Source organism: Microbacterium aoyamense (genome assembly GCF_023155855.1).
Classification (GTDB): Bacteria; Actinomycetota; Actinomycetes; order Actinomycetales; family Microbacteriaceae; genus Microbacterium; species Microbacterium aoyamense.
In genome coordinates this window covers 777,005-802,044 of the sequence record NZ_JAKNUT010000001.1, presented here as the reverse complement: position 1 = coordinate 802,044, position 25,040 = coordinate 777,005, and the positions used below count along the sequence as shown (strand labels likewise).

20 protein-coding genes and 1 pseudogene are annotated in these 25,040 nt (G+C 69.1%); 6 read left to right on the top strand and 15 right to left on the bottom strand.

Going from position 1 to position 25,040, the window contains the following annotated elements; all coding sequences use genetic code 11:
* Positions 1 to 79: 79 nt before the first annotated feature.
* Positions 80 to 997 (top strand): glycine betaine ABC transporter substrate-binding protein, encoded by a 918-nt coding sequence (locus MA876_RS04210; protein WP_248146357.1) that lies wholly within the window; start codon positions 80 to 82, stop codon positions 995 to 997.
* Between the two features lie 54 nt (positions 998 to 1,051).
* Here the strand turns inward: MA876_RS04210 and MA876_RS04205 are convergent, their stop codons facing one another.
* From MA876_RS04205 to purL, 4 genes are all read right to left on the bottom strand, one after another.
* Entirely contained in the window at positions 1,052 to 1,918 is an 867-nt protein-coding gene (locus MA876_RS04205) for a hypothetical protein (RefSeq protein WP_248146354.1), read from the bottom strand.
* Between the two features lie 54 nt (positions 1,919 to 1,972).
* Positions 1,973 to 2,824 (bottom strand): hypothetical protein, encoded by an 852-nt coding sequence (locus MA876_RS04200; protein WP_248146352.1) that lies wholly within the window; start codon positions 2,822 to 2,824, stop codon positions 1,973 to 1,975.
* An 83-nt stretch (positions 2,825 to 2,907) separates the two neighbouring features.
* Positions 2,908 to 3,045 (bottom strand): hypothetical protein, encoded by a 138-nt coding sequence (locus tag MA876_RS04195; protein ID WP_248146350.1) that lies wholly within the window; start codon positions 3,043 to 3,045, stop codon positions 2,908 to 2,910.
* A gap of 9 nt (positions 3,046 to 3,054) precedes the next feature.
* On the bottom strand, positions 3,055 to 5,364 hold the full coding sequence (purL, locus tag MA876_RS04190) for a phosphoribosylformylglycinamidine synthase subunit PurL (RefSeq protein ID WP_248146348.1): 2,310 nt from the start codon (positions 5,362 to 5,364) through the stop codon (positions 3,055 to 3,057).
* 111 nt (positions 5,365 to 5,475) lie between these two features.
* Here purL and MA876_RS04185 point away from each other — a divergent pair, with 111 nt between their 5' ends.
* Positions 5,476 to 6,144, top strand: a complete 669-nt coding sequence (locus tag MA876_RS04185; protein WP_248146346.1) for a Crp/Fnr family transcriptional regulator — start codon at positions 5,476 to 5,478, stop codon at positions 6,142 to 6,144.
* 106 nt (positions 6,145 to 6,250) lie between these two features.
* On the opposite strand, the gene MA876_RS04180 is transcribed toward MA876_RS04185, so the two are convergent.
* Positions 6,251 to 8,473 carry a cell wall-binding repeat-containing protein gene (locus tag MA876_RS04180; protein ID WP_248146344.1) on the bottom strand — a complete coding sequence of 741 codons (2,223 nt, stop codon included), beginning with the start codon at positions 8,471 to 8,473 and terminating at the stop codon, positions 6,251 to 6,253.
* A gap of 178 nt (positions 8,474 to 8,651) precedes the next feature.
* Here MA876_RS04180 and MA876_RS04175 point away from each other — a divergent pair, with 178 nt between their 5' ends.
* The 3 genes from MA876_RS04175 to MA876_RS04165 are packed head-to-tail and all read left to right on the top strand — an operon-like array spanning position 8,652 to position 10,853.
* Complete coding sequence (locus tag MA876_RS04175; RefSeq protein WP_248146342.1) at positions 8,652 to 9,014, top strand: ArsR/SmtB family transcription factor; 363 nt, start codon at positions 8,652 to 8,654, stop codon at positions 9,012 to 9,014.
* A gap of 1 nt (position 9,015) precedes the next feature.
* Entirely contained in the window at positions 9,016 to 9,996 is a 981-nt protein-coding gene (locus MA876_RS04170; RefSeq protein ID WP_248146340.1) for an SRPBCC family protein, read from the top strand.
* A complete protein-coding gene (locus MA876_RS04165) occupies positions 9,996 to 10,853 on the top strand; it encodes an alpha/beta fold hydrolase (protein ID WP_248146339.1) in 858 nt (285 codons plus the stop codon). Before MA876_RS04170 ends, MA876_RS04165 begins: the two co-directional genes overlap by 1 nt.
* Positions 10,854 to 10,960: 107 nt before the next feature.
* Here the strand turns inward: MA876_RS04165 and MA876_RS04160 are convergent, their stop codons facing one another.
* On the bottom strand, positions 10,961 to 12,067 hold the full coding sequence (locus tag MA876_RS04160; RefSeq protein ID WP_248147174.1) for a fatty acid desaturase family protein: 1,107 nt from the start codon (positions 12,065 to 12,067) through the stop codon (positions 10,961 to 10,963).
* Positions 12,068 to 12,225: 158 nt separating this feature from the next.
* Between MA876_RS04160 and MA876_RS04155 the strand changes: the two genes are divergently transcribed.
* Positions 12,226 to 13,125 carry a TerC family protein gene (locus tag MA876_RS04155; RefSeq protein ID WP_248146337.1) on the top strand — a complete coding sequence of 300 codons (900 nt, stop codon included), beginning with the start codon at positions 12,226 to 12,228 and terminating at the stop codon, positions 13,123 to 13,125.
* A 1-nt stretch (position 13,126) separates the two neighbouring features.
* On the opposite strand, the gene MA876_RS04150 is transcribed toward MA876_RS04155, so the two are convergent.
* The 9 genes and pseudogenes from MA876_RS04150 to MA876_RS04110 form a co-directional block, all read right to left on the bottom strand.
* On the bottom strand, positions 13,127 to 13,798 hold the full coding sequence (locus tag MA876_RS04150) for a response regulator (RefSeq protein ID WP_248146335.1): 672 nt from the start codon (positions 13,796 to 13,798) through the stop codon (positions 13,127 to 13,129).
* Positions 13,795 to 16,329 (bottom strand): DUF4118 domain-containing protein, encoded by a 2,535-nt coding sequence (locus MA876_RS04145; protein WP_248146333.1) that lies wholly within the window; start codon positions 16,327 to 16,329, stop codon positions 13,795 to 13,797. The genes MA876_RS04150 and MA876_RS04145 overlap by 4 nt, the downstream gene beginning before the upstream one ends.
* Positions 16,330 to 16,471: 142 nt before the next feature.
* Positions 16,472 to 17,071 carry a K(+)-transporting ATPase subunit C gene (gene kdpC / locus MA876_RS04140; RefSeq protein WP_248146331.1) on the bottom strand — a complete coding sequence of 200 codons (600 nt, stop codon included), beginning with the start codon at positions 17,069 to 17,071 and terminating at the stop codon, positions 16,472 to 16,474.
* Positions 17,072 to 17,080: 9 nt separating this feature from the next.
* Positions 17,081 to 19,228, bottom strand: a complete 2,148-nt coding sequence (kdpB, locus tag MA876_RS04135; protein ID WP_248146329.1) for a potassium-transporting ATPase subunit KdpB — start codon at positions 19,226 to 19,228, stop codon at positions 17,081 to 17,083.
* Positions 19,228 to 20,909 (bottom strand): annotated as a pseudogene (gene kdpA, locus MA876_RS04130) (potassium-transporting ATPase subunit KdpA). The gene kdpB and the pseudogene kdpA overlap by 1 nt, the downstream one beginning before the upstream one ends.
* Positions 20,909 to 20,998, bottom strand: coding sequence for a potassium-transporting ATPase subunit F (locus MA876_RS04125; RefSeq protein WP_248146327.1), 90 nt, complete (start codon positions 20,996 to 20,998; stop codon positions 20,909 to 20,911). Before MA876_RS04125 ends, kdpA begins: the two are co-directional and overlap by 1 nt.
* Positions 20,999 to 21,220: 222 nt before the next feature.
* The gene (sufU, locus tag MA876_RS04120; RefSeq protein WP_248146325.1) at positions 21,221 to 21,664 is read right to left on the bottom strand and encodes a Fe-S cluster assembly sulfur transfer protein SufU; all 444 of its coding nucleotides are present in this window, start codon (positions 21,662 to 21,664) and stop codon (positions 21,221 to 21,223) included.
* A complete protein-coding gene (locus tag MA876_RS04115) occupies positions 21,661 to 22,920 on the bottom strand; it encodes an aminotransferase class V-fold PLP-dependent enzyme (protein WP_248146323.1) in 1,260 nt (419 codons plus the stop codon). Before MA876_RS04115 ends, sufU begins: the two co-directional genes overlap by 4 nt.
* Positions 22,917 to 25,025, bottom strand: coding sequence for an APC family permease (locus tag MA876_RS04110; RefSeq protein WP_248146321.1), 2,109 nt, complete (start codon positions 25,023 to 25,025; stop codon positions 22,917 to 22,919). Before MA876_RS04110 ends, MA876_RS04115 begins: the two co-directional genes overlap by 4 nt.
* Positions 25,026 to 25,040 lie beyond the last annotated feature (15 nt).

Below are 25,040 nucleotides of genomic sequence, written 5' to 3'. Positions count from 1 at the left end.
CGCGCGCGATCCGTGAGCGCACGCCCGGAACCAAGAGAGAACACGAAACGAACGACACATACGTGAAGGAAGAGATCACATGAACAAGCGACACCTCACCGGAATGATCGGCCTGGGGGCCGCGGCAACGCTCGTGCTTGCGGGCTGTGCGAGCGGCGGCGGCGACGACGCGCAGGCGGGAGGCGAGGGCGCCGCCGACACGTGCGACACCATCACGCTCGGCTTCCTCCCCTCGTGGACCGATGGCCTGAGCACCGCCTACCTGCTGGAGAACCAGCTCGGCAAGCTCGGCTACACCGTCGAGATGGAGACGCTCACCGAGGCGGGTCCCCTCTACACGGGTCTCGCGCAGGGTGATGTCGACATCTATCCGTCTGCCTGGCCCGAGCTCACCCACGCGCAGTATATGGAGGAGTTCGGCGACAGCATCGAAGACCTCGGCGCGTACTACGACAACGCCAAGCTCACCATCGCGGTCCCCAGCTACGTCGACATCGACTCGATCGAGGACCTGGCCGGCAACGCCGACCGGTTCGGCGGCCGCATCGTCGGCATCGAGCCGGGCGCGGGCCTCACCGCCCAGACGCAGGACACGATGATGCCCGAGTACGGCATCGACGGCGAGTACGAGCTCGTCACCTCCTCGACCGCGGCGATGCTCACCGAGCTCGACAACGCGATCGCAGCGCAGGAGGACATCGTCGTGACGCTGTGGCGCCCGTTCTGGGCGAACGACGCCTACGACGTCAAGGACCTCGAAGACCCGCTGGGAGCGATGGGCGAGCCCGAGGCGCTGCACTTCCTCGGCACGGACGGATTCTCGGAGCGCTGCGCCGACGCCGCGGAGCTGATCGCCGGCATCCACCTCGATGACGCCCAGTACGGGTCGCTCGAAGACCTCGTCGTGAACGAGTACGGCGAGGGTCGCGAAGCCGAGGCCGTCGAGGCGTGGCTCGAGCAGAACCCGGACGCGTTCGACACGATCGTCACCGACTGACGATCGTCGTTCTGCAGGCGGGATCCGGCTTCGGCCGGGTCCCGCCTTCTCGCGTCAACCCTGCGGCTTGGGGTGGATGACGCGCCCCGGCGCTGTCTCGGAGCTCCGGGCCGGCACGGGCCACGGGGCGTGCTCCCGTGCTCCCGGCGCAGGTGGCGATGCCGGCATGCTCGTCGCCGGGAGAGACGTGGTCGGCGCTACCGGGGACGCGATCTCGAGCGCGACTTTGGTCTCGAGCACCTCGATCGCGTCGTCGGACAGCGCGATCAGTCCGTCGAGCTCTTCGCGTACGCGACGGTAGGCGATCTGGCGCTCGGCCGGAGTCGCGGCCTGATCGACGGCGACGGCGAGAAGCTGCTTCGCCTTGTCGAGCCGCTTGCGCTCGGTGTCGGTGAACGACGTGTCCTTGATGCGGCGGGCATCCCGCTCGGCGACGTCGAACGCCACCTCGTAGTCGGCGACCGCGTTGCGGTACTCGGCGAGCTGCGCCGGGGTGAGGCGCGCCTTCGGGGACGCCGGACGCAGACCGTCGGCGATGCGCTGTGCGCGCAGGAACGCGGCGGTCAGCGGCTGTCGACCATCGCTCATGGCGGGGAAGGCGATGAGCTTCGCGACGTCGAGCTCGTAGTCGAGCCACCGCGCTGTCACCGAGTCGTGCGTCGCGAACAGGCGCGCGAGCTGGGTCGCCTGCGACTCGGTCTCGTGCTCCACCGCACCGGCGGACGTCTTCGCGACCGCGGTGCCGCGCTTGGCCGCTGTCAGCTCACTCCGGGCATGGAGCAGCTCGATGCGCTGCTTGTGACGCCTCTTGGCCGCGCGCTCCCACGCGTTGCCGATCTTGCTGATGAGGCCGATCGTGATGGCGCCGACGGGGAAGATGAGCCACCAATAGCCCTCCCACAGCTGCGCGAACGTCTCCATCCCCTCATGCTAATCAGGTGTCGGCCTCTCGCGGACCGGGAAGATGCTGAGCGCTCAGGACGACGGCGGTCGCTGATCGCGCCGCGGGAAGTTCTTGATCGACCACTCCACCGTGCGCTGCGTCGCGGTCAGGACGTCCTGCGCGCGTTCGAACCACGACTCCGCCGTCGCCGTCCACTGCGGCGGCGGGGGCCGGTGCCCCGCCTTGATGAGCGCATCGCGCTCGGCGGCGTCGAAGGCGTCCTCGGCATGACGGACGGCGACGCGATACGCCGCGAAGTCGGCGGGCTTGACGCGGGCGTCGATGGATGCCGGGCGCAACCAGCGCGCGTTGCGCTCCGCATCCAGGAATGCGGCGAGCAGCGGTGACCGCGAGTCGCTCATGGCGGGGTAGGCGATGAGCATCGCGGGATCCGTCTCGTACTGCATCCACCGCGCCGTCAGGGCATCGTGCTCGGCCATCAGGCGACCGAGCGGGTACTCCGCACGATCGGCCTGGCCCGCGGGGACGGTCGCGCGCGCGGCCCCGACGGCGGCACGCCGCGCGCGTACGGCGATGCCCGCGGCCTTGAGCTCGGACCGGGCGGACTGCACGCGGCGGCGTGCGGCCGCAACCGCGCCGTCAGGAGCGTGCGACGCGGCACGGTCGGCCTCGACCCGCAGCAGGTCGGCCTGCGCGACGCGCAACTGAGCCCGCGACCGGGCGACGTCGGACTTCGCCGACTCGAGTTCGTGGAGCGCCGCGTCGACGCCGAGGCGGCGGGCAGCGCCGCGGGGCATGGGTTTCACAGCACGGGGACCCTTCGTGCGGCTGGAGCGCAGGCCGAGCCATCCCGCCGTCCCGGCCGCGACCGTCGCGGGAGCGATCCACCAGAACTCGGCGGCGAAGACGAGGAGGGGCTCCACCCCTCGATGCTAACCGCGCAGCGGGGCGTTGCGACCGGGAGTTCGCCGAACGAGGGGCGCGCTACACGATCCCCGGAAGAGGCTCAGCCGAAAAGCAGGGCGAAGACGGTCGCGCCGCCGCCGACGAGGATGAGCGCCACGATCGTGACCCACGCGATCACTTTGATGCGCTTCTGTCGCGTATCGCTGTAGACGCTGTACTCGTCGTCGTTCTGGGCCATGGACTCAGTCTAGAGCGCGGGCTCCGACACCGTCGCGCCGAAGGCGTCGGGGAGCGTCGAGGTAGACAGATCGCGAAGCTCGGCGAGCGGCACCGTGAAGAGCCCCTGCACCTCGAGCGCGGCATCCGTCGGGTCCGTCACGCCGATCCGCAGCACGGGGTAGCCCCGACCCTCGCACAGGCCGCGGAACTTCACGTCGTCCTCGCGTGGGACCGAGACGATGACGCGGCCGGTCGACTCCGAGAACAGGGCGGTCGCGGCATCCACCCCGTCGCGCTCCATGATCTCGGTGAGCCACACCCGCGCGCCGACGCCGAAGCGCATGACCGCTTCGGCGAGCGCCTGCGCGAGACCGCCCGACGAGAGGTCGTGCGCCGACGAGATGAGCGACTGCTGGCCGCCGGCGTGCAGCAGCTCGGCGAGCTTGCGCTCCTGGCCGAGGTCGACGGCCGGGGGGCGACCGCCGAGGTGGCCGTGCACCGTGCCGGCCCACTGCGAGCCGCTCAGCTCGGTCGCCGTGACGCCGAGCAGGTAGATGTTCTCGCCCGGGTCCTGCCAGCCCGACGGGATGCGGCGGCCCACGTCGTCGATGATGCCGAGCACGCCGACGACGGGCGTCGGGAAGATCGGCTGGTCGCCGGTCTGGTTGTAGAAGCTGACGTTGCCGCCGGTGACGGGGATGCCGAGCTCGAGGCATCCATCCGACAGCCCTTCCACGGCCTGCGAGAACTGCCACATGACTTCGGGGTTCTCGGGGCTGCCGAAGTTGAGGCAGTCGGTGACCGCGGTCGGCTCCGCGCCCGTGACGGCGACGTTGCGGTACGCCTCGGCGAGGGCGAGCTTGGCGCCCTCGTACGGGTCGAGCTGGCAGAAGCGGCCGTTGCAGTCTGTCGCGATCGCGAAGCCGAGGCCGGAGTTCTCGTCGACGCGGATCATGCCGGCGTCGTCGGGGAACGACAGGGCGGTATTGCCCATGACGTAGTAGTCGTACTGATTGGTGACCCAGGACGTGTCGGCGAGATTGGGGCTCGCGACCAGCTGCACGAACTGCGCGCGCAGGGTGTCGGGATCGCTCGTCCGGGGCAGCGCCGAGGCCGAGTCATCCCGCAGCGCGTCGATCCAGGTCGGGTACGCGACCGGACGCTCGTAGACCGGGCCGTCGACGGCGACGGTCGAGGGGTCGACGTTCACGATCTCTTCGCCGTGCCAGAAGATCTGCAGGCGTCCGTCGCCCGTGACCTCGCCGAGCACGCTCGTCTCGACGTCCCACTTGTCCACGACCGCGAGGAAGGCGTCGAGCTTCTCGGGCGCGACGATCGCCATCATGCGCTCCTGGCTCTCGCTCATGAGGATCTCTTCGGGCGTGAGCGTCGAGTCGCGCAGCAGCACGTTCTCGAGGTCGACGCGCATGCCGGACCCGCCGTTGGCGGCGAGCTCGGACGTCGCGCACGAGATGCCCGCGGCACCGAGGTCCTGGATCGCCTCGACGAGGTCGTCGCGGTACAGCTCGAGGCAGCACTCGATGAGCACCTTCTCGGCGAACGGGTCGCCCACCTGCACAGCGGGGCGCTTGGTGGGGCCGCCGTCAGCGAACGTGTCGGACGCGAGGATGGATGCTCCGCCGATGCCGTCGCCGCCCGTCCGGGCGCCGAAGAGCACGACCTTGTTGCCCGCGCCCGTCGCGTTCGCGAGCTTGATGTCCTCGTGCCGCATGACGCCGACCGCGAGCGCGTTGACGAGCGGGTTGCCCTGGTAGACGGCATCGAACACGGTCTCGCCGCCGATGTTCGGCAGGCCGAGGCAGTTGCCGTAGAACGAGATGCCGCTCACGACGCCGTGCACGACGCGGGCGGTGTCGGGGTTGTCGATCGCGCCGAAGCGCAGCTGGTCCATGACGGCGACGGGGCGCGCGCCCATCGAGATGATGTCGCGCACGATGCCGCCCACACCGGTCGCGGCGCCCTGGAACGGCTCGATGTAGCTCGGATGGTTGTGCGACTCGACCTTGAAGGTCACCGCCCAGCCCTCGCCGATGTCGACGACGCCGGCGTTCTGACCCATGCCCACCATGAGGCGGGTCTTCATCTCGTCGGACACCTTCTGCCCGAACTGGCGAAGGTAGATCTTCGACGACTTGTACGAGCAGTGCTCCGACCACATGACGGAGTACATCGCCAGCTCGCCCGACGTGGGGCGGCGGCCGAGGATCTCGCGGATCTGCGCGTACTCGTCGGGCTTGAGTCCGAGCGCGCCGTACGGCTGCTCCTTCTCGGGAGTCGCGATGGCGTTCTCGACGGTATCGGCGATGGGGGTGGTCACGCGGCTGCACTCCAAGAATCGGGGATGCCGGACCTCTCGAGTCTAGTCGCGGGTGCCGCATCCTCTCGCGAGCCTGCCGACCGTGTGGGCGCCCGCGCATACGCTCTCGGTATGGAGCTCCGCCCGCCGTTGCGTGATCGCGCGGTCGTCGGCGCGGCCCTCGGACTTCTGCGACGGGTCGCCACGCAGTTCGCGTCCGGGCCGCTGCCGGAATGGGAGGAGTTCGCACGTTCGGCGACGCTGCGGGTGCATCCGGCGAAATCTCTCATCGAGATGGGCGACGCCGACGTCGCCTTCGTCGTTCGGGGGCTCGTCAAGCTCGTCGAGGAGGAGACCGGTCGCGTCGCGGAGTTCTTCGCGACGGGTACCGCGATCGCCCCGAACACCCGACCGTCGTGGGCACCGCGGTCCGCGCCGCCGATGACGCTCGGACGCTGGATCGGTGAGAGATGGTCGCTGAGACCGATGTCCGTGATCGCGCTCGAGCGGACCTCTCTCTTGCACATCGACTACCGCGTCGTCGAAACCCTCGCCGCCCGCCACACCGAATGGGGCCAGGTGCACGCTGCCTTCCTCTGGACGTACATCGACGGCCTCTACCTGTCGGGTGAACGCGCGCTCGAGAAGGATGTCGCGGAGCGCTATCGGCAGCTCATGCGTCGGCGCGGGTTGCGCGGGCGAGCCACCCAGCGCGATATCGCGTCGTACCTGAACGTGACCGAGTCGGCGCTGAGCCGGATCGTGCGTCGCTCGCGGCCGGACTCACCCCGAGGAACTTGATCCGGATCAAGTTCCACTTTCACGCGGCCCCGGCATGATCGCTAGTTTCCCCAAGGCGGGGAGGCTCGGGGGGACGGGGAGGGCCTCCCCGTCCGGTATGCGCTCGTCAGTATGGAAGCACGGCTCGCGTCTGCGACATGACGTCAGGGGAGACGGCACCCTCTCCGCCGAGAATCACGACCTTCTCCGGATCGAGTCGCTCGAGCTCGGCGAGGATCGCGTCGGGCATGGTCTGAGGCCCGGTCAGCAGGACGGGGCCTCCGCGGGCACCCGCGACCGCCGCGCCTGAGAGTGCGTCGGGGAATCCGTAGCCGTTGGCGATGTACGTCACGGGCACCCCGGGGCTGAAGGTCTTCGCGCTGATCTGCGCAGCAGTGGCGAACCGGGATGCTCCGGCGTGACGAGTCACGCTGCCTGAGGTGTAGGCCCCGGCCTGCGTCGCTACTGCGTCCGAGACCGCAGCCTTTCCGCCGAGCACGACGATCTTGTGCGGTTTGAGCCGGTCGAGCTCGGCATGGAGCGGGGCAGACAGACCGCTCGGGGAAGTGAGCAGGACGGGACCGCCGAGACTGCCTGCGGCGGCCGCGCCCGCCAGCGCGTCGGGGAAGTCGTAGCCGTTGGCGAGGTAGACGACCGGAACCCCGGGCAGGAAGGTCGACTTGCTGATCGCGGCGGACGTCGCAAACCGGTCGCCGCCCGCCTGCCGCGTGACGGGGGCCGAGCTGTAGGCCGCGGCCTGGCGCTCGACGGCTTCAGAGACGACGGATGCGCCGCCGAGCAGGACGATCCGTTGCGGGTTCAGACGGTCGAGCTCGTTCGCGACCACCGGCGGGATGCCGCCTGCCGGCGTGAGCAGCACCGGGCCGCCCAGGCTGCCCGCTGCCGCCGCGCCCGCGAGGGCATCGGGAAAGGTCGTGCCGTTCGCCAGGTAGGCGACGGGCACGCCCGGGTCGAACGCGCCGGCTGAGATGGCTGCCGAAGTCGCGTACCTGTCGGTGCCCGCGGCCCGCGTGACGTCGTAGTGGCGGGTTTCGAGGATCAGGGGCTCGTACGGGGTCACCTCGCCTTCGCGCACCACGATGTCGTCGAGCCCCCCGTAGAAGCGAATCGTCTCCGCACCCTGCGCCCAGGGGTCGCCGCCGAGCCAGTGATTGGTCCACACTCGCAGTGCATAGGTCCCGGGTTCGAGCACGCCCGTGTACGGATGTCCGCCGATCGGCAACCTCCATCCCGGCGGGTCGATTCGCACGTATTCGCCGGAAGCCTCGTCGAGACGGAAGAAGAGCATGTCCGCGAGCTGGCTGCTGGCGGGCAGCAGCGCGGCGCCGGGACTCGGCTCGAGATAGGGCCAGGTCGAGAAGTGGCCGCCGATGTCGAGATCGGCGTCCAGCCCGTCGACGATTGCGTTGTCGCGCACCTCGACGATGCGCGACTCCGCTTTCGAGCGGCCGCCGCCGAGGTATTCCGGCAGCGTCGCTTTGCCGGGATCGCTGGATTCCGAGCTGAACGAGATCCGGAAGCGCCCCGACACTCCCCGGATCATCCACCGACCGTTCTCGTCAGCCGATGCCGACGTCGACCTCGCGCCGTCGAGACCCTCGATGCGCACTCTTGCGCCTGCCGCGGGCATCCGCGTGCCGTTCTTCGTGACGAACACGGTGCCCGACAGCACACCGGCCGGCTGCAGATCGGCGGCGACGGTGACCGTCTGCCCGAGCCCGACTGTGAGCGGGGGTGCTGTGGGCGTGGTGGTGACGATGCCGTTGTGGTCTTCGCCGATCCACTCGATTCCGGGAGAGAAGACGACCCCATAGCGTCCCGGCGGCAGAGGAGTGCTGCTGATGACTCCGGAGCGCGCGAACACCCTGAGCGGCGGCCCGGGGAAGACGGGTTCCAGCGGAATGAGCGCGAAGTCACCGCTGAGCGGCTCGCCCGACCCGGTGAGGGTGCCTGTGATGAAGCCGCCGTCGTCGAGTCGGATGTCGAGGGGGTTCGTTCCTGCTGCCAGCACGGTGGGGGTCTGCTGCGTCGCTCCGTGCGTGCCGTCGCCCCACTCGCCGATGAGCGACCTGCCCGTGCAGGTGTAGGAGATGCGCACGTCGTACTCGCCCGGGGCCAGGCCGGCGATCTCGTATGTTCCGTCGAGTTCCGGCTGCGTCCAGCCCGAGACCACACCGCCCTGGGAGGCCACCAGAACCGCGCAGCTTCCCAGCAGGCGTCCGTCCGCGCCTGCGATCCGCCCGCTCAATGTCGCTGTGGCGCCCGAGTCCGCGGCGGCCGGGCTGACCGTCGCTACGAGTAGCACGACGCCGATGGCGGCACCGATCATGCGAATCCCGCGCCCTCGCGTCACTGCGACCCCCAGTCGAAATCGGTCGAGAGTAACACGCGGAATGACGGCCATCGAACCGGTGCCGGTGATGCAGTCGGTCGGACCTGACACAAAGAGCACGCGGGTTCGTGCGAGAGGTTGACACCCTCCTGACATGGGCGTAACGTACAACCAAATGGTTGCACAAACGGAGCTCAGCGATGAACAGATCGACCGCGTCTTCCACGCGCTCGCCACGGCGACGCGCCGCGACATCCTGCGACGCACCATCGACGGCGAGCTCTCGGTCTCGACGCTCGCGAAGGACTACGACATGTCCTTCGCGGCCGTCCAGAAGAACGTCGCCGTCCTCGAAGAGGCCGGCCTCATCGTCAAGCGCGCCGAGGGCCGCGAGCGTCTCGTCCGAGCGGATCCGGCCATGATCGCCAAGGCCCGCGCGCTCCTCGCGAAGTACGAGGAGCTGTGGCGCTCGCGTATCGACCGCCTCGATGCGCTCCTCGCCGAAGAACCGGAAACCCAGAGAACAGAAGGAGAATGACATGCCCGTCACCGACGTCGTCGCCGACGCAGAAGCACTGACCCTCACCCTCACCGCCGATTTCGCAGCCCCCGCGGAGCGGGTCTGGAACGCTTTCACCGAGCCGCGGCAGCTCGAGCGGTTCTGGGGTCCTCCGGGCTACCCCGCGACCTTCACGTCCTTCGACTTCACGGTCGGCGGCACGGCGCAGTACAAGATGACGAGCCCGCAGGGCGAGGAGTCCTTCGGATCGTGGGAGTTCCTCGAGATCGCGCCGACCTCGTCGTTCGCCGTGCTCGACCAGTTCGCCGACGCTGACGGAAACCCCGTGACCGAGATGCCCGCGAGTCGAATGACGTTCGCGATCGCATCGACCGCCGAGGGCGCCCGTCTCGTCAGCACGACCTACTTCACGTCGGCCGAGGCGCTCGAGCAGCTCGTCGGCATGGGCATGGTCGAGGGCGCCACGATGGCGATGAACCAGCTCGATCGCGTGCTCGAGGGGCTCCGCGCCTACGCGCAGGGCAAGGGCACCCGCACCGAGATCCTCGACGACCAGCACGTGCGGATCACGCGACTCATCGACGGCCCGCGCGACCTGGTTTGGCGCGCGCACACCGAGCCCGAGCTCATGAAGAAGTGGCTGCTCGGTCCCGACGGCTGGCGCATGAGCGAGTGCGAGCTGGAGCCCGTCGCCGGCACGTCGTACCGCTACGCGTGGGAGCCCGTCGGCGATACCGAGGGCGAGGCCTTCGGCTTCGACGGCGAGATCCTCTACGCCGAACCGCAGCGCCGTCTCGTCAACACCGAGCACATGACGGGTACCGACTACCCGTCGACTCTCAACGACCTGAATCTCGACGAGGAGGACGGCGCGACGCTGATCACGATGTACATCGAGTACCCCGACGCGCAGACCCGCGACATGGTGCTCGCGACGGGCATGACCGACGGCATGGAGGCCAGCTACGCCCGCCTCGAAGGCGTCCTGGCATCCGTCTGATGGCCATCACCACCCACACCGTCGGCGAGGGCGACGACGCGATCACCTACGACATCCACGGCGACCTCGCCACGGCCACGCCGGAGAGACCCGCGCTCTTCGTGTTCGCGGCGCCGATGGATGCCACGGGCCTCGCGCTCCTCGCCGCGCAGATCGACGACCGCCCGGTCATCACGTACGATCCGCGCGGTGCCGGTCGCAACCCGGTCGGCACCGCCGACATCACGGCGGAGCAGCACGCGGATGACCTGCACCGCGTCATCGCGGCGCTGGGCGTCGGGCCGGTCGACACGTTCGGCAGCAGCGGCGGGGCGGTCAACCTGCTCGCGCTGCTCGCGGCACACCCCGAGGACGTCCGGCGCGCCGTCGTTCACGAGCCTCCGCTCGCGGCCGGCCTGCCCGACGGCGACACGGTACTCGCCGTCATCCGTGACATGAAGGACACGTACGCACGCGACGGTGATGGCGCGGCGATGGCGAAGTTCATCCAGCTCGTCATGTTCGACGGGCCGCTGCCCGACGATTACCTCGACGGCCCGGCGCCGGACCCGGCGATGTTCGGCATGTCGGCGCAGGATGACGGCGGCCGCACCAATCCTCTGCTGCGCAACATGCCGGCGCTCATCGAGTACGAGATCGACGCCGGCGCCCTGCGGGAGCTGGGTGACCGCGTGATCATCGCCGTCGGGGTCGAGTCGCGCGACGAGATGGCCGCTCGCGGTGGTCGCTCCGTGGCCGCGGCGATCGGACGACCGGTGACGGACTTTCCGAGCCACCACGCGGGGTTCACGTCGCAGGAGGGGTTCCCCGGCGACCCCGAGGGCTTCGCCGCGCGACTGCGCGACGTGCTCGCGTAGCATCCATCTCCGCCGCGAACCGTCGCGAAAGGCCGTCTCCGCCGCTGACGAGCGACCACCTGCGACGGTTCGCGCGGCGAGGAGCGATGGATGCCGCGGCGATCGCCTCAGGACGGGCGGAAGCGTGCGACCAGGTGGCAGTCGAACGGGTCGCGAGCGGCGAGTCCGACGCGGTTGAGATACGCGATCACGATGCCGTACGACTCGATGAGGCTCGTCTCGGTGTAGGGCACACCCAGCGCGCGGCACTGGTCCATGACGATCTCGCGCGCTTTGGACAGGTGAGGGCGAGGCATGCTCGGGAAGAGGTGATGCTCGACCTGGTAGTTCAGGCCGCCCATGAGCCACGTCGCCCACCAGCCGCCACGGATGTTGCGGGACGTGCGCACCTGCTTCGAGAAGAAGTCGAGCTTCGCCCCGGGCGCGATGATCGGCATGCCCTTGTGGTTCGGCGCGAACGAGGCCCCCATGTAGACGCCGAAGACGGCGAGCTGCACGCCGAGGAACGCGAACGCCATGCCCAGCGGCAAGAAGAAGAAGATCGGCGTGAGCAGGACGGCGAAGCGCGCGGCGATCATCGAGAGCTCCACCCAGCGGCCCTTGATCTCACCACGTGAGAACAGGTGCTTGAGGCCGAGATAGTGCAGATTGAGGCCTTCGAGGGTCAGGAGCGGGAAGAACAGCCAGCCCTGCTTGCGGGTGATGAAGGCCATCGGGCCAGAGACCTTCGCGGCGTCCGCCTCGAGGAATCGGATGGTGTCGACCTCGATGTCGGGGTCGCGGCCGACCTGGTTCGGGTTGGCGTGATGACGGGAGTGCTTCGAGTTCCACCACGAGTAGCTGATGCCGACGATGCCCGCGGCGAGGAATCGGCCCACCCGGTCGTTTGCCGGGCCCGTCGTCAGGATCTGCTTGTGTGCGGACTCATGCGCGAGGAACGACACCTGCGTGAGAAGGATGCCGAGCGCCCCCGCGATGAGGAGCTGGAACCAGCTGGGGCCGAGCAGCACGAACCCCGCGACGCAGCCCGCGAGGCCGAGAAGGAGCACGGCGCCGACGATCGCATAGAAGATCGGCGTGCGGGCCAGGAGGCCCGTCTCGCGGACGACTTCCGAGACTTGCGTGTACGACCTGGCGATCGGCGGGAACGAGTCGGTTCCGGCGTACGTCTGCCGGATGGGGCCGAGAGTGGCCTCCAGAGTCTGAGTGGCGATGATCGCGATCCTCTGGTTCGGATGCCGGCCCGAGGGCCCGACGCGGAGCCACAGGCGGATGCCGATCGCTAAGCGCCACACTACGCGCGTGCATATGGCGCCGGGCGTATGCGCACCAAACTTGGAGGGCCTTGACAGGCGCCACCTACGATTGACGCGTGGACTTCTCCTTCGCCTTCACGCCCGACCTGATCGCGGTCTTCTTCACGCTCTTCGTGCTCGAGATCGTCCTGGGCGTCGACAACGTCATCTTCATCTCGATCCTCGCCTCGAAGCTCCCCAAGGAGCAGCAGGCGCGGGCCCGCAACCTCGGGCTGACGCTCGCGATGGTCATGCGCGTCGTCCTCGTCCTCTTCGCCGGATGGATCATCACGCTGAAGAACGACGTGTTCTTCATCGGCGAGATGGGCTTCTCGTGGAAGGACCTCATCCTCATCGCGGGTGGTCTCTTCCTCGTCTACAAGGCCGTCACCGAGATCCACCACAAGCTCGAGGGCCATGAAGAAGAGGCTCAGGCATCCGGTCGCGCGACGATCACCTTCGGGTCCGTGCTCATCCAGATCCTGCTGCTCGACCTCGTCTTCTCGCTCGACTCCGTCATCACGGCGGTCGGCATGACCGAGAACCTCGTCGTCATCATCACGGTCGTCGTGCTGTCGTTCGGCATCATGCTGTTCGCGTCGCGGTTCATCTTCGCGTTCGTCAACAAGCACCCCACCGTGAAGATGCTCGCGCTGTCGTTCCTGCTGCTCATCGGAGTGTTCCTCGTCGCCGAGGGCTTCGAGATCAAGATCGACAAGGCCTTCATCTACGGTCCGATGGCGTTCGCCATCATCGTCGAGGCGCTCAACCTCACCTACGCCGCGCGCAAGGCCAAGCGCGAGCAGAAGAAGCAGACCGCCGTGCAGCTGCGTCCGCAGTACCCCGACGTCGACGAGTCCGTCGCGGTGGATGCCGCGCTGTCGGGCGCTGCCGGCTCGGGCTCGGTGGGGCTCTCGCGCAAGCCCGTGGCGGGGGATTCCGCGCCCGACACCGAGACGCGTCAGGGCCTCGGCTGACTCATACGACGAGCCGGTAGCCCATGCCCTGCTCGGTGAGCAGGTGCACGGGATGCGCAGGGTCGGCCTCGAGCTTCTTGCGCAGCTGCGACATGTACAGCCGCAGGTAGCCCGAGTCGCTCACCTGTTCGCTCGACCAGATCTCCTTCAGCAGCGTCTGGCGAGTGACGAGCGAGCCCGGGTTGCGGGCGAGGAACTCGAGCATCCGCCACTCGGTGGGGGTGAGGTGGATGGTCTGTCCCGACCGGGTCACCGTCTTGGCGGCCAGATCGATCTCGACGTCGGCGAAGGTGACGAACGGATCGTTCGGCGACGGCACGGCGCGGCGTCCGAGCGCGCGCAGCCGCGCGAGGAGCTCGTCGATCTGGAACGGCTTCGTGACGTAGTCGTCGGCTCCGGCGTCGAGTGCCTCCACCTTGTCGGCTGAACCCGTGCGTCCCGACACGACGATGATCGGCGCGTTGGTCCAGCCGCGAAGAGCCTCGATCACGCGAACGCCGTCGAGTCGCGGCATCCCGAGATCGACCATCACGATGTCGGGGCGCTCCTTCGCGGCGAGCGCGACCGCCGCAGCGCCGTCAGGTGCGGCGACGACCTCGTAGCCGTGCGCCGCGAGCGTGATGCGCAACGCGCGTACGAGCTGCGGGTCGTCGTCGGCGACCAGGATCTTCATGCGCGGCCCTCCTGCGTCGCGACGCTATCAGTGGCGGGTATCGCGCCCCACACGGGCAGCGAGACGACCATCGTGAGGCCGCCGCCGGGGGTGTCCTCGGGGGTGAGAGTGCCGCCCATGCCGTCGGTGAAGCCCTTCGAGAGGGCGAGACCGAGACCGAGGCCGGTCGTGTTGTCGGTATCGCCCAGACGCTGGAACGGCGAGAACATGTCCTCGAGGCGATCGGCCGGCACACCGGGGCCACGGTCGATGATGCGGATCTCGGCGGTCGCGCCGAGCCTGCTCGTCGACACCAGGAGCGGCGTCCCCGACGGGCTGTGGCGCCGCGCGTTGGCGAGCACATTGACCAGGACCCGCTGCAGCAGCACGCCGTCGGCCTGCACGGAGGGCAGGTCGGCATCGAGAGCGAGCTCGACATCATCGGGACCGAGCGAGAGCTCGTCGAGCGCGCTCAGGACGGCGCCGGATGGATCCACCGGTCCGAGCGAGATCGCGAGCACGCCCGCCTGCACGCGGCTCACGTCGAGCAGGTCGGTGACGAGCGTCGAGAGTGTCGCGAGGCTTTCGTCGGCGGTCGCGAGGAGCTCCTCGCGATCTTCGGGCGAGAGGTTCGTCGCGGCGCGGAGGCCGCCGATGGATGCCACGGCCGCCGCCAGCGGGCGGCGCAGGTCGTGGCTCACCGCCGAGAGCAGCGCGGAGCGCACCTGATCGGTCTCGGCCAGCATCCCGGCTTCGCGTGCCGTCTGGGCGAGGTCGGTGTGTTCGAGGGCGGCCGAGAGCTGGGCCACGATCGCATCGACGAGCCGGCGATCGGCGGCATCGAGGTCTTTGCCGTGCAGCTCGAGGGTTGCGCGGGCCGACGAGCCGACACGGTCGACCGGAATCGACTCGAAGCGGCCGTCGCGAACGGGCTCGCCGTCGACGGCGAGCACCTCACCGTCGATGCCGATGAGACGCACGCCCGCGAGTCCGAGAGATTCGCGGGTGCGCGCGATCATCGCCGGGATCGCGCTCTCGCCACGCAGCACGCTGCCGGCGACCGTCGCGAGCAGTTCGGACTCCGCGGCGGCGCGCCGTGCGGCGCGGGCCGCGCGAGCGGCGCGGTCGACGACGAAGCTCACCAGGACGGCGATCACGACGTAGAGCACGAGTGCCCATGCATTGCGCGGGTCGCTGACGGTGACCGTGTAGAACGGCTCGACGAAGAAGAAGTTCAGCGTCAGGCCGGACATGACGGCGGCGAAGAGCGCCGGCCAGATGCCTCCGAGGAGCGCCACCAGGACGACGAGCAGCTGGTAGGCCAGGACATCGCTCGTGATCGTGTCCTCGGACCGGATCGCCACGAGGAGCCACGTCAGCAGCGGTCCGCCCGTGAGCGCGAGGACGAAGCCCAGGATGCGCCGCTTGACGCTGAGCGCGCCACCCGAGAGTCGCGGCAGCGCGAAGCCTCCCGCGGAGGAGTGCGTCACGATGTGCACGTCGATGTCGCCGGACTCCCGGATGACGGTCGCGCCGATCCCGGGGCCGGTGAGCGCGGCGGCGAGTCGACCACGGCGACTCACGCCGATGACGAGCTGCGAGGCGTTGACCGAGCGGGCGAAGTCCACCAGCGCGCGTGGCACGTCGTCGCCGACCACCTGGTGGTAGGTGCCCCCGAGCGACTCGACGAGCGCGCGCTGCTGGGCGAGGGCAGCCGGGCTTCCGGTGCGCAGCCCGTCTTGAGTGGAGACGTGTATCGCGAGCAGCTCGCCGCCGGCCGACCGCGCGGCGATCCGTGCCCCTCGCCGTAGCAGCGTCTCGCCCTCGGGCCCACCGGTGAGGGCGACGACGACGCGCTCGCGGGCCTGCCAGGTGCCCTGGATGCCGTGCTCGGCGCGGTAGGACTTCAGCGCCGAGTCGACCTCGTCGGCGAGCCACAGCAGGGCGAGCTCGCGCAGCGCGGTGAGGTTGCCGAGTCGGAAGTAGTTCGACAGTGCCGCGTCGACGCGCTCGGCCGGATACACCGAGCCCGCTGCCAGGCGATCGCGCAGCGACTGGGGCGTGAGGTCGACGACCTCGATCTGATCGGCGCCGCGGACCACGGCATCCGGAACCGTCTCGCGCTGGGCGACGCCGGTGATCTGCTCGACGACGCCGCCCAGGGACTCGATGTGCTGGACGTTGACCGTCGTGATGACGTCGATCCCGGCATCCAGGATCTCCTCGACGTCCTGCCATCGCTTCGCATTGCGCGAGCCCGGCGCGTTCGTGTGGGCGAGTTCGTCGACGAGCGCGATCTTCGGCTGACGGTCGAGCAGAGCGTCCAGGTCCATCTCGGTGAGATCGACCCCGCGGTGCGCCACCGTGTGGCGGGGGAGGACGGGAATCCCTTCGAGCATCGCGGCGGTGGCGACACGGCCGTGCGTCTCGACGATCGCGACGACGACGTCGGTGCCGTCGGCGAGGAGCCGCTTGCCCTCCTCGAGCATCTCGTACGTCTTGCCGACGCCCGGGGCCGCTCCCAGGAGCACCCGCAGCCTGCCGCGCTTCATGGCATCACCCTACGACGGGCGGAGTGCGCGACGTCCCGCGCGCACAACTCCTGCAGACCAGCAGGGGCTTCCGCAGCGGAACACGGATCGCCGCGGGCCTGCGGGTCGCAGGCGCTCGATCTGCAGGAGTTGTGCACGGCGGTCATCCCAGCGCGTCGAGCGCGAGGTTGAGCTCGAGCACGTTGACGCGCGGCTCGCCCAAGTACCCGAGATCGCGCGACTCGGTGTGCGCGGCGACGAGGTCGAGCACCTCCTGTTCGCCGAGGCCCCGGGCCTCGGCCACACGGTCGGCCTGCAGCAGGGCGTAGGCGGGCGAGATGTGCGGGTCGAGGCCCGAGGCCGAGGCGGTGACCGCGTCCGCGGGGATCTGCGCCTCGTCGACACCCTCGAACGCGGCGATGGCCGCCTTGCGCTCCTCGATCGCGGTGATGAGGTCGGCGTTCTCGGGGCCCCAGTTGGAGCCGCTCGATGCTCCTCCGTCGTACCCGTCGCCGGCAGCGGACGGCCGCGATTGGAAGTACTCGGGCAGAGGGTTTCCGTCGGCGTCGGTGAAGGACTGCCCGATGAGCGAGCTGCCGACGACCTGACCCGACGAGTCGGTGACGGTCGATCCGTTCGCCTGCCAGGGCAGGAGCAGCTGACCGACGCCCGTGATCAGCAGCGTGTAGCCGATGCCGAGCACGAGGGTGAACACGAGCATCGCGCGGAACGCGACGCCGGTCGTGCGAAGAGTGGTGCGCATGGGTTCTCCTTAGAAGCCCGGGATGAGGCTGACTGCGAGGTCGATGAGCTTGATGCCGATGAAGGGGGCGATGATGCCGCCGAGCCCGTAGACGAGCAGATTGCGGCTCAGGATGCTGGACGCCGAGGCGGCGCGGTACTTCACGCCGCGCAGGGCCAGCGGGATGAGGAAGACGATCACGATCGCGTTGAAGATGATCGCGCTCGTGACGGCGGATGCCGGCGACGAGAGCCCCATGATGTTGAGCGCGGCGAGGCCGGGGAAGACGCCCATGAACATCGCCGGGATGATCGCGAAGTACTTCGCGATGTCGTTGGCGAGCGAGAACGTCGTGAGGGATCCGCGCGTGATGAGCAGCTGCTTTCCGATCCGCACGATGTCGATGAGCTTCGTCGGGTCGCTGTCGAGGTCGACCATGTTGCCGGCCTCCTTCGCCGCCGACGTGCCCGTGTTCATCGCGACACCGACATCCGCCTGCGCCAGGGCCGGCGCGTCGTTCGTGCCGTCACCGGTCATCGCGACGAGGTTGCCGCCCTCCTGCTCGCGCTTCATGAGGGCGAGCTTGTCTTCGGGGGTCGCCTCGGCGAGGTAGTCGTCGACGCCGGCCTCCTTCGCGACCGCGGCCGCGGTGAGCGGGTTGTCGCCCGTGATCATGACGGTGCGGATGCCCATCTCCCGCAGCTCTGCGAACCGCTCGCGCAGGCCGTCCTTGACGATGTCCTTGAGGTGGACGGCACCGAGGACTGCTCCCGTCGAACCCGACAGGGTGGCGACGACGAGCGGCGTGCCGCCCGACTGCGCGATCGCGTCGGTCTCGCTCGTGATCTGCGCGCGCGTCGCGGCGGCGACAGGGGTTCCGGATGCCTCGAGCCATGCGAGCACGGCGGACGAGGCGCCCTTGCGGATCTGCGTGCCGTCCGCGAGGTCGAGCCCCGACATCCGGGTCTGCGCCGTGAACGGCACGATGACGGCATCCGACGGTGACTCGACGTGGATGCCACGCACCGCCGCGAGTTCGACGACCGAGACGCCCTCGGGAGTCGGGTCGGCGAGCGACGACAGGGCGGCCATGCGGGCGAGGGCGCCGGCATCCACCCCCGCCATCGCGACGAAGTCCGAGGCGCGGCGGTTGCCGTAGGTGATCGTGCCGGTCTTGTCGAGGAGGAGTGTCGTGACGTCACCGGCCGCCTCGACGGCGCGGCCCGACATCGCGAGCACGTTGCGCTGCACGAGACGGTCCATGCCGGCGATGCCGATCGCGCTCAGGAGCGCGCCGATGGTCGTCGGGATGAGGCAGATGAGCAGCGCGACGAGCACGGGGATCGACACGGGGGATGCCGCGTACGACGCGATCGGGTTGAGCGTCAGCACGACCACGACGAAGACGATCGACAGGCTCGCGAGCAGGATGCCGAGCGCGATCTCGTTCGGCGTCTTCTGGCGCGACGCGCCTTCGACGAGGGAGATCATGCGGTCGACGAACGTCTCGCCGGGCTTCGATGTGATCTTCACGACGATGCGGTCCGACAGCACGCGGGTGCCGCCCGTGACGGCCGAGCGGTCGCCGCCCGATTCGCGGACGACCGGCGCGGACTCGCCCGTGATCGCCGACTCGTCGACGGTCGCGATCCCCGCGACGATGTCGCCGTCGCCGGGGATGAGCTCGCCCGTCTCGACGATGACGACATCGCCGAGGGTCAGCTCGGCCGACGATACCGAGACGGTCTCGGCATCCATCGCGTCCCCACCGTCGTACCGGGCGACGCGGCGCGCCATCGTCGAGGTGCGGGTCTTGCGCAGCGCCTGAGCCTGCGCCTTGCCGCGGCCCTCGGCGACGGACTCCGCGAGGTTGGCGAAGAGCACCGTGAGCCACAGCCAGATCGCGATCCCCCACGTGAACCCGAACGGCACGGGCGTGCCGCCCGAGGCTTCGGGGCCGCCGAGGAAGGGCTCGGCGATCGCGATGACGGTCGTGAGGGCGGCGCCCACCCACACGAGGAACATGACGGGGTTGCGCCAGAGCGCAGCCGGGTTGAGCTTGCGCAGCGCGCCCGGGAGCGCCTGCACGAGCTGCGCTCCGCTGAACGCGCGCGACGGCGTCGGCGTCTTCGGTGCGACGTGCCCCTCGACGGGGGTGTGGACGGTGGACGTGGACATCAGACAAGTCCTTCAGCGAGCGGTCCGAGGGTCAGGACCGGGAAATAGGTGAGTGCGGTGATCACGACCGCGACGACGGCGAGGAGGCCGACGAACTGCGGGCGGTGGGTGGGGAGCGTGCCGACGGTCGAGGGCACGCGCTCCTGCGAGGCGAGCGAACCGGCGAGGGCGAGCACGAGCACGATCGGGATGAACCGGCCGAGCAGCATCGCGACGCCGAGCGCCGTATTCAGCCACGGGGTGTTGGCCGTGAGCCCGGCGAACGCCGAGCCGTTGTTGTTGGCGGCCGACGTGAACGCGTAGACGAGCTCCGACAGACCGTGCACGCCGGGGTTCCAGATCGAGACGGCTTCGACGTCGGCACGGATGCCGGGGATCGCGAAGCTCAGGGCGACGCCCGTCAGGATCAGGAACGGCGTGACGAGGATGTAGAGCGACGCGATCTTGATCTCGCGCGGCCCGATCTTCTTGCCGAGGTACTCGGGCGTCCGGCCGATGAGCAGACCGCCGACGAACACCGCGATGACGGCGAGCACGAGCATGCCGTAGAGGCCCGCTCCGACACCGCCGGGCGCGACTTCGCCGAGCATCATGTTGATCATCGGCATCATGCCGCCGAGGGCCGTGTACGAGTCGTGCATCGAGTTGACGGCGCCCGTCGAGGTCAGGGTCGTCGCGCCGGCGAAGAGCGTCGAGCCGAAGATTCCGTAGCGGACCTCCTTGCCCTCCATCGCGCCACCCGCGAGCTGCGGCGCTGTGCCGAGGCCGAGCGATTCGAGCCACGTGAGCGCGACGATCGAGACGAGGAAGAGCGTCGCCATGACGCCGAGGATCGCGTAGCCCTGGCGGTTGTCGCCGACCAACTTTCCGAAGGCCCGGGGCATCGCGAACGGTATCGCGAGGAGCATGAGGATCTCCAGCACGCTCGTCCAGGGCGCCGGATTTTCGAACGGGTGAGCCGAGTTCGCGTTGAAGAAGCCGCCGCCGTTCGTGCCGAGCTCCTTGATCGCCTCCTGCGAGGCGACGGGGCCGCCCGGGAGCACCTGCGGGCCGCCCGTGATCGTGCCGACCTCGACGAAGCCGTTGAAGTTCTGCACGACGCCCGCGATGAGGAGGGCGATCGCCATGAGGATCGACAGGGGCAGGAGCAGGCGCGTGATGCCGCGTACGAGGTCGACCCAGAAGTTGCCGATCGTCGCCGATCCGCGACGCGAGAAGCCGCGGACGAGCGCGATCGCGACGGCGATGCCGACGGCGGCCGAGACGAAGTTCTGCACCGCGAGCCCGGCGAGCTGAACCGTGTAGCCGAGCGTCAGCTCGGGCGAGTACGACTGCCAGTTCGTGTTGGTACGAACGACACGGCGGTGTTGAACGCGAGTCCCGGCTCGACGGCGGGGAGGCCGAGCGAGTAGGGCAGAACCGCCTGGAACCGCTGCAGCGCGTAGACGAACAGGACGCCGGCGACCGAGAAGACGAGGACTCCTCGGGCGTACGCCTGCCAGGTCTGCTCGGACGCGGGGTCGACGCCGACGAGGCGATAGGTGCCGCGCTCGACGCGCCAGTCCTTCGCCGAGGTGTAGAGGTGCGCGATCCAGTCGCCGAGCGGGCGGTACAGGAGCGCGAGGATAAGCAGGACCGTGGCGATCTGAAGGACGCCGGTCCAGATGGTGGCGGCATCCATCAGAACTTCTCCGGCTTCACGAGCGCGACGACGAGGTAGACGATGGCGGCGATGCCGAGGGCTGCCGCGATGAGCGAGAAGACGATCATCAGAGTTTCTCGGCCCCCTTCGCGATCAGTCCGACGAGCGCGAAGAGCGCGAGCGTCGCGACGAGGTAGATGACATCCAGCACAGGGACTCCAGGGTGATCGGGACGTGCCGGTACAAGGCACGATCACCGATGCAACACCGGGGCAGACCCGTGAGACGCCGTCCTCACGCAATCCATACGGGCGCGGCGGGCGCCCTCACGACTCCCCTACGGCACAGGGTCAGGCGCGGGCGAGGGCGTCCTCGAGTGCGACCCACGCGAGCATCGCGCACTTGACTCGCGCGACGTACTTCGACACACCCGAGAGGGCTGCGGCATCCAGGTACACGTCCTCGTCGAGCACGATCTCGCCGCGCGAGCGCAGCGCCGTGCGGAAGCCGTCGATGAGGGCGGAGGCCTCGGCCCGCGGCATCCCCTCGACGATCTCGGTCAGCATCGAAGCGCTGGCCTGCGAGATCGAGCAGCCCGAGCCGTCCCAGGTCACGTCGCGGATCGTCCCGCCGTCGTCGGTCACCCGCACCCGCAAGGTCACGTCATCGCCGCAGATCGGATTGTGCTGGTGCGACGTCGCCGTGCGCCCCTCCTCGGGCGCGAGCTCCTTGCCCCGCGGGCGCTTCGAGTGATCGAGCAGGAGCTCCTGGTACAGCCCCTCGAGCCCGCTCACGCGCCGACTCCGAAGAACGGGCGCACGCCGGCGAGGGCATCGAGGAACACGTCGATCTCGTCGTCGGTCGTGAAGACCGACGTGGATGCCCGGACCGACGCCGTCAGGCCGAATCGTGTGTGCAGCGGCTTGGCGCAGTGATGACCGACGCGTACGGCGACGCCACGGTCGTCGAGGAACTGCCCGACGTCGTGCGCGTGGACGCCCTCGACGTCGAAGGAGGCGACGCCCACGCGCTCGACCCCCGAGGCGTCGCCGAGGATGCGCACGCCCTCGATCTCGCGCAGACCCGCCAGCATCCGCCGCTCGAGTGCGCGCTCGTGGGCGTGCACGGCGTCCATGCCGAGCCCGTCGAGGTAGCGCGCCGCGGCCGCGAGGCCGATCGCCTGCGACACGGGCTGCGTGCCCGCTTCGAACTTCTGGGGCGCCGGGAGGAAGTTCGCCTCTTCGAGGGTCACCGTCGTGACCATGGACCCGCCGGTGAGGAACGGCGGCAGGTCCGCGAGGACGTCGGGGCGTCCGAGGAGCCCGCCGACACCGTACGGGCCGAGCATCTTGTGCCCCGAGAACGCGGCGAGATCGACGCCGAGCGCGGCGAAGTCGAACGGCAGGTGGGGGACGGACTGGCACGCGTCGAGCACCGTCAGCGCGCCGGCGGCCCGCGCGAGAGCAGTGAGCTCGGCGATCGGATTGACGATCCCGAGCACGTTCGAGACGTGCGTGAAGGCGACGACGCGCGTGCGCTCGCCGATGACCTGGGCTGCGGCATCCAGATCCAGCGTTCCGTCGTCGCGTACCGGGATGACGCGCAGCACGGCACCCGTGCGGGCGGCGAGTTCCTGCCACGGGATGAGATTCGCGTGGTGCTCGGTCTCGGTGACGACGATCTCGTCGCCGGGCTTCAGCGCGAAGCGCGATGAGCCGCGACCGAGGGTCGCGTTGCCGATCGCGTACGCGACGAGGTTGAGCGCGAACGTGGCGCCGCTCGTCCACACGAGCTGCTCGGCGCCCAGGAATCCCGCGACCGTGGTGCGGGCGTCTTCGAAGAGCTCGGTCGCCTCGCCCGCGAGCGTGTGGGCTCCGCGGTGCACGGCGGAGTTCGCGCGCGTCAGGAAGCCGATCTCGGCGTCGAGCACGACCTGCGGCTTCTGGCTCGTCGCCCCGGAGTCGAGGTACACCAGCGGTGTGCCATGCACGGTCTGCGACAGGATCGGGAAATCCGCGCGGACGTCGAACGTCGTGGGGGTGGAACTCACCCCTCCAGGCTACGCGTGTCGGGAGTCGGCGGGCCGGCCGCGCCTGAGACCCGCCGCCCGGTGTGCTGCACCTCGGGCGCGGGCCTTCCGGCGCGCTCGTCTCCCGGGAGCGGCCGCGAGCGCCTGCCGTAGATGAGCTCGGACGAGTCCAGCAGCCACGGCACGAGCGTGATGCTGACGCCGTGTATGAGCATCAGCTGCTGGGCGATGCGGCTCGAGCGGCGGTTGTGCAGGACCGATTCCCACCAGTGCCCGACGATGTACTGCGGCAGATAGACGGTGACGACCGACGAGCCGTTCTGCTCGCGGTACTTCTTGATGAACCTCGCGACCGGTGACGCGTACGAGCGGTACGGCGACTCGATGATGAGGAGCTTCATCGGGATGCGGTGCTCCTGCCACTGCCGCTGCAGTTCGGCCGACTCGGCTTCGTTGACGGCGACGTGCACGGCGACGGCCTTCTCGTGCTTCGCGGCGAGCGCGTAGTCGATCGCCTTCACGACGGGCTTCTGCAGGCGGTTCACGAGGACGATCGCGAGATCGCCCTCCGAGCCGAAATGCGTCGTGTCGTCGACGGCGATCTCGTGCTCGACGTCGCGGTAGTACCGGTTCACGCCGATCATGAGCGTCGCGAGGATCGGGATCGCGATGAAGACGAGCCAGGCGCCGTGCGTGAACTTGGTGACCGTGACGATCAGCAGCACGAAGACCGTGAGGGCCGCGCCGAGCGAGTTGATGATGAGACCCGTGCGCGCGGAGCGACGTTCGTACGCGGCGGATGCCTGGGCTGCCGCATCCGGTGGCAGCTTCGCGAGATTGCGCAGCGCGCGTCTCCAATGGCGCACCATGCCGATCTGCCCGAGCGAGAACGAGACGAAGACGCCGATGATGTAGAGCTGGATGAGCGTTGTGAGGTTCGCCTGGTAGACGATGAGCACCGCGATCGCGGCGATGCCCAGGATGATCATGCCGTTCGAGTAGACGAGTCGGTCGCCGCGGGTGTTGAGCGCCTTGGGCGCGTAGCCGTCTCGAGCGAGCACCGAGCCGAGAAGCGGAAAACCGTTGAAGGCGGTGTTCGCCGCGAGCAGCAGGACGCACGCGGTGGCCGCCTGGATGATGAAGAACGGGATCGACCCCATGCCGAAGGTCGCGGCGGCGATCTGGGCCATGAGGCTCGGCTGCGGACCCGCCTCGCAGTCGAACCCGATCAGGTGGCAGGGGTTCTCGGCGTAGTGCACACCCGAGATCAGACCGATCGCGGTGAGGCCCGAGAAGAGCAGGATCGCGATGCCGCCCATGAGGACGAGCGTCATCTGCGCGTTGCGGATCTTCGGCTTGCGGAACGCGGGCACTCCATTGGACACAGCCTCGACGCCGGTGAGAGCCGAGCATCCGCTCGAGAACGCACGCAGGATCAGCAGGATGACCGCCGCCTGTGTGAGCTGCTCGCCCTGGACGGCGAACTCGGCGCTCGACGCGATCGGCGGGTCGCCGAGGAGCGTGCGCGTGATGCCGACGACGATCATGATCGCGACGGAGCCGATGAACACGTAGGTCGGGATCGCGAAGGCGAAGGAGGCCTCGCGCACGCCGCGCAGGTTCACGATGACGATGAGGATGACGAAGCCGACCGCCAGTTCGATGCGACCGGGGTTCAGCTCGGGGATCGCGGAGATGATGTTGTCGACGCCCGACGCGACCGACACGGCGACGGTGAGCACGTAGTCGACGAGGAGAGCCGCGGCCACGACGACGCCGGGGACCTCGCCGAGATTCTTGCTCGCGACCTCGTAGTCGCCGCCGCCCGAGGGGTAGGCCTTGATGAGCTGTCGATAGCTCACGACGACGACGATGAGCAGCACGACGACCGCTGCCGCCACCCACGGGCTGAAGGCGAGGAACGCCGTGCCGCCGACGAGCAGGATCATCAGGAGCTCCTGCGGCGCATACGCCACGGAGCTCAGCGCGTCGGACGCGAAGATCGGCAGCGCGCGCTTCTTGGGCAGCAGCTGATCGTCGAGGGCTTCGGAGGTGAGGGGCTCGCCGAGGATGAGGCGCTTCGCGAGGGGTGGTTCCTCGGCGGGCTCACGACTTTCATACGTCACGGCGGGCGATATTAC

Excerpts from the sequence above, each read along its gene's own strand:
- MA876_RS04210 (WP_248146357.1), top strand. The coding sequence starts at position 80 with ATGAACAAGCGACACCTCACCGGAATGATCGGCCTGGGGGCCGCGGCA.
- MA876_RS04205 (WP_248146354.1), bottom strand. The coding sequence starts at position 1,918 with ATGGAGACGTTCGCGCAGCTGTGGGAGGGCTATTGGTGGCTCATCTTC.
- MA876_RS04195 (WP_248146350.1), bottom strand. The coding sequence starts at position 3,045 with ATGGCCCAGAACGACGACGAGTACAGCGTCTACAGCGATACGCGACAG.
- MA876_RS04185 (WP_248146346.1), top strand. The coding sequence starts at position 5,476 with ATGGAGCTCCGCCCGCCGTTGCGTGATCGCGCGGTCGTCGGCGCGGCC.
- MA876_RS04180 (WP_248146344.1), bottom strand. The coding sequence starts at position 8,473 with ATGATCGGTGCCGCCATCGGCGTCGTGCTACTCGTAGCGACGGTCAGC.
- MA876_RS04175 (WP_248146342.1), top strand. The coding sequence starts at position 8,652 with ATGGTTGCACAAACGGAGCTCAGCGATGAACAGATCGACCGCGTCTTC.
- MA876_RS04170 (WP_248146340.1), top strand. The coding sequence starts at position 9,016 with ATGCCCGTCACCGACGTCGTCGCCGACGCAGAAGCACTGACCCTCACC.
- MA876_RS04165 (WP_248146339.1), top strand. The coding sequence starts at position 9,996 with ATGGCCATCACCACCCACACCGTCGGCGAGGGCGACGACGCGATCACC.
- MA876_RS04150 (WP_248146335.1), bottom strand. The coding sequence starts at position 13,798 with ATGAAGATCCTGGTCGCCGACGACGACCCGCAGCTCGTACGCGCGTTG.
- MA876_RS04145 (WP_248146333.1), bottom strand. The coding sequence starts at position 16,329 with ATGAAGCGCGGCAGGCTGCGGGTGCTCCTGGGAGCGGCCCCGGGCGTC.
- kdpC (WP_248146331.1), bottom strand. The coding sequence starts at position 17,071 with ATGCGCACCACTCTTCGCACGACCGGCGTCGCGTTCCGCGCGATGCTC.
- kdpB (WP_248146329.1), bottom strand. The coding sequence starts at position 19,228 with ATGTCCACGTCCACCGTCCACACCCCCGTCGAGGGGCACGTCGCACCG.
- MA876_RS04125 (WP_248146327.1), bottom strand. The coding sequence starts at position 20,998 with ATGATCGTCTTCTCGCTCATCGCGGCAGCCCTCGGCATCGCCGCCATC.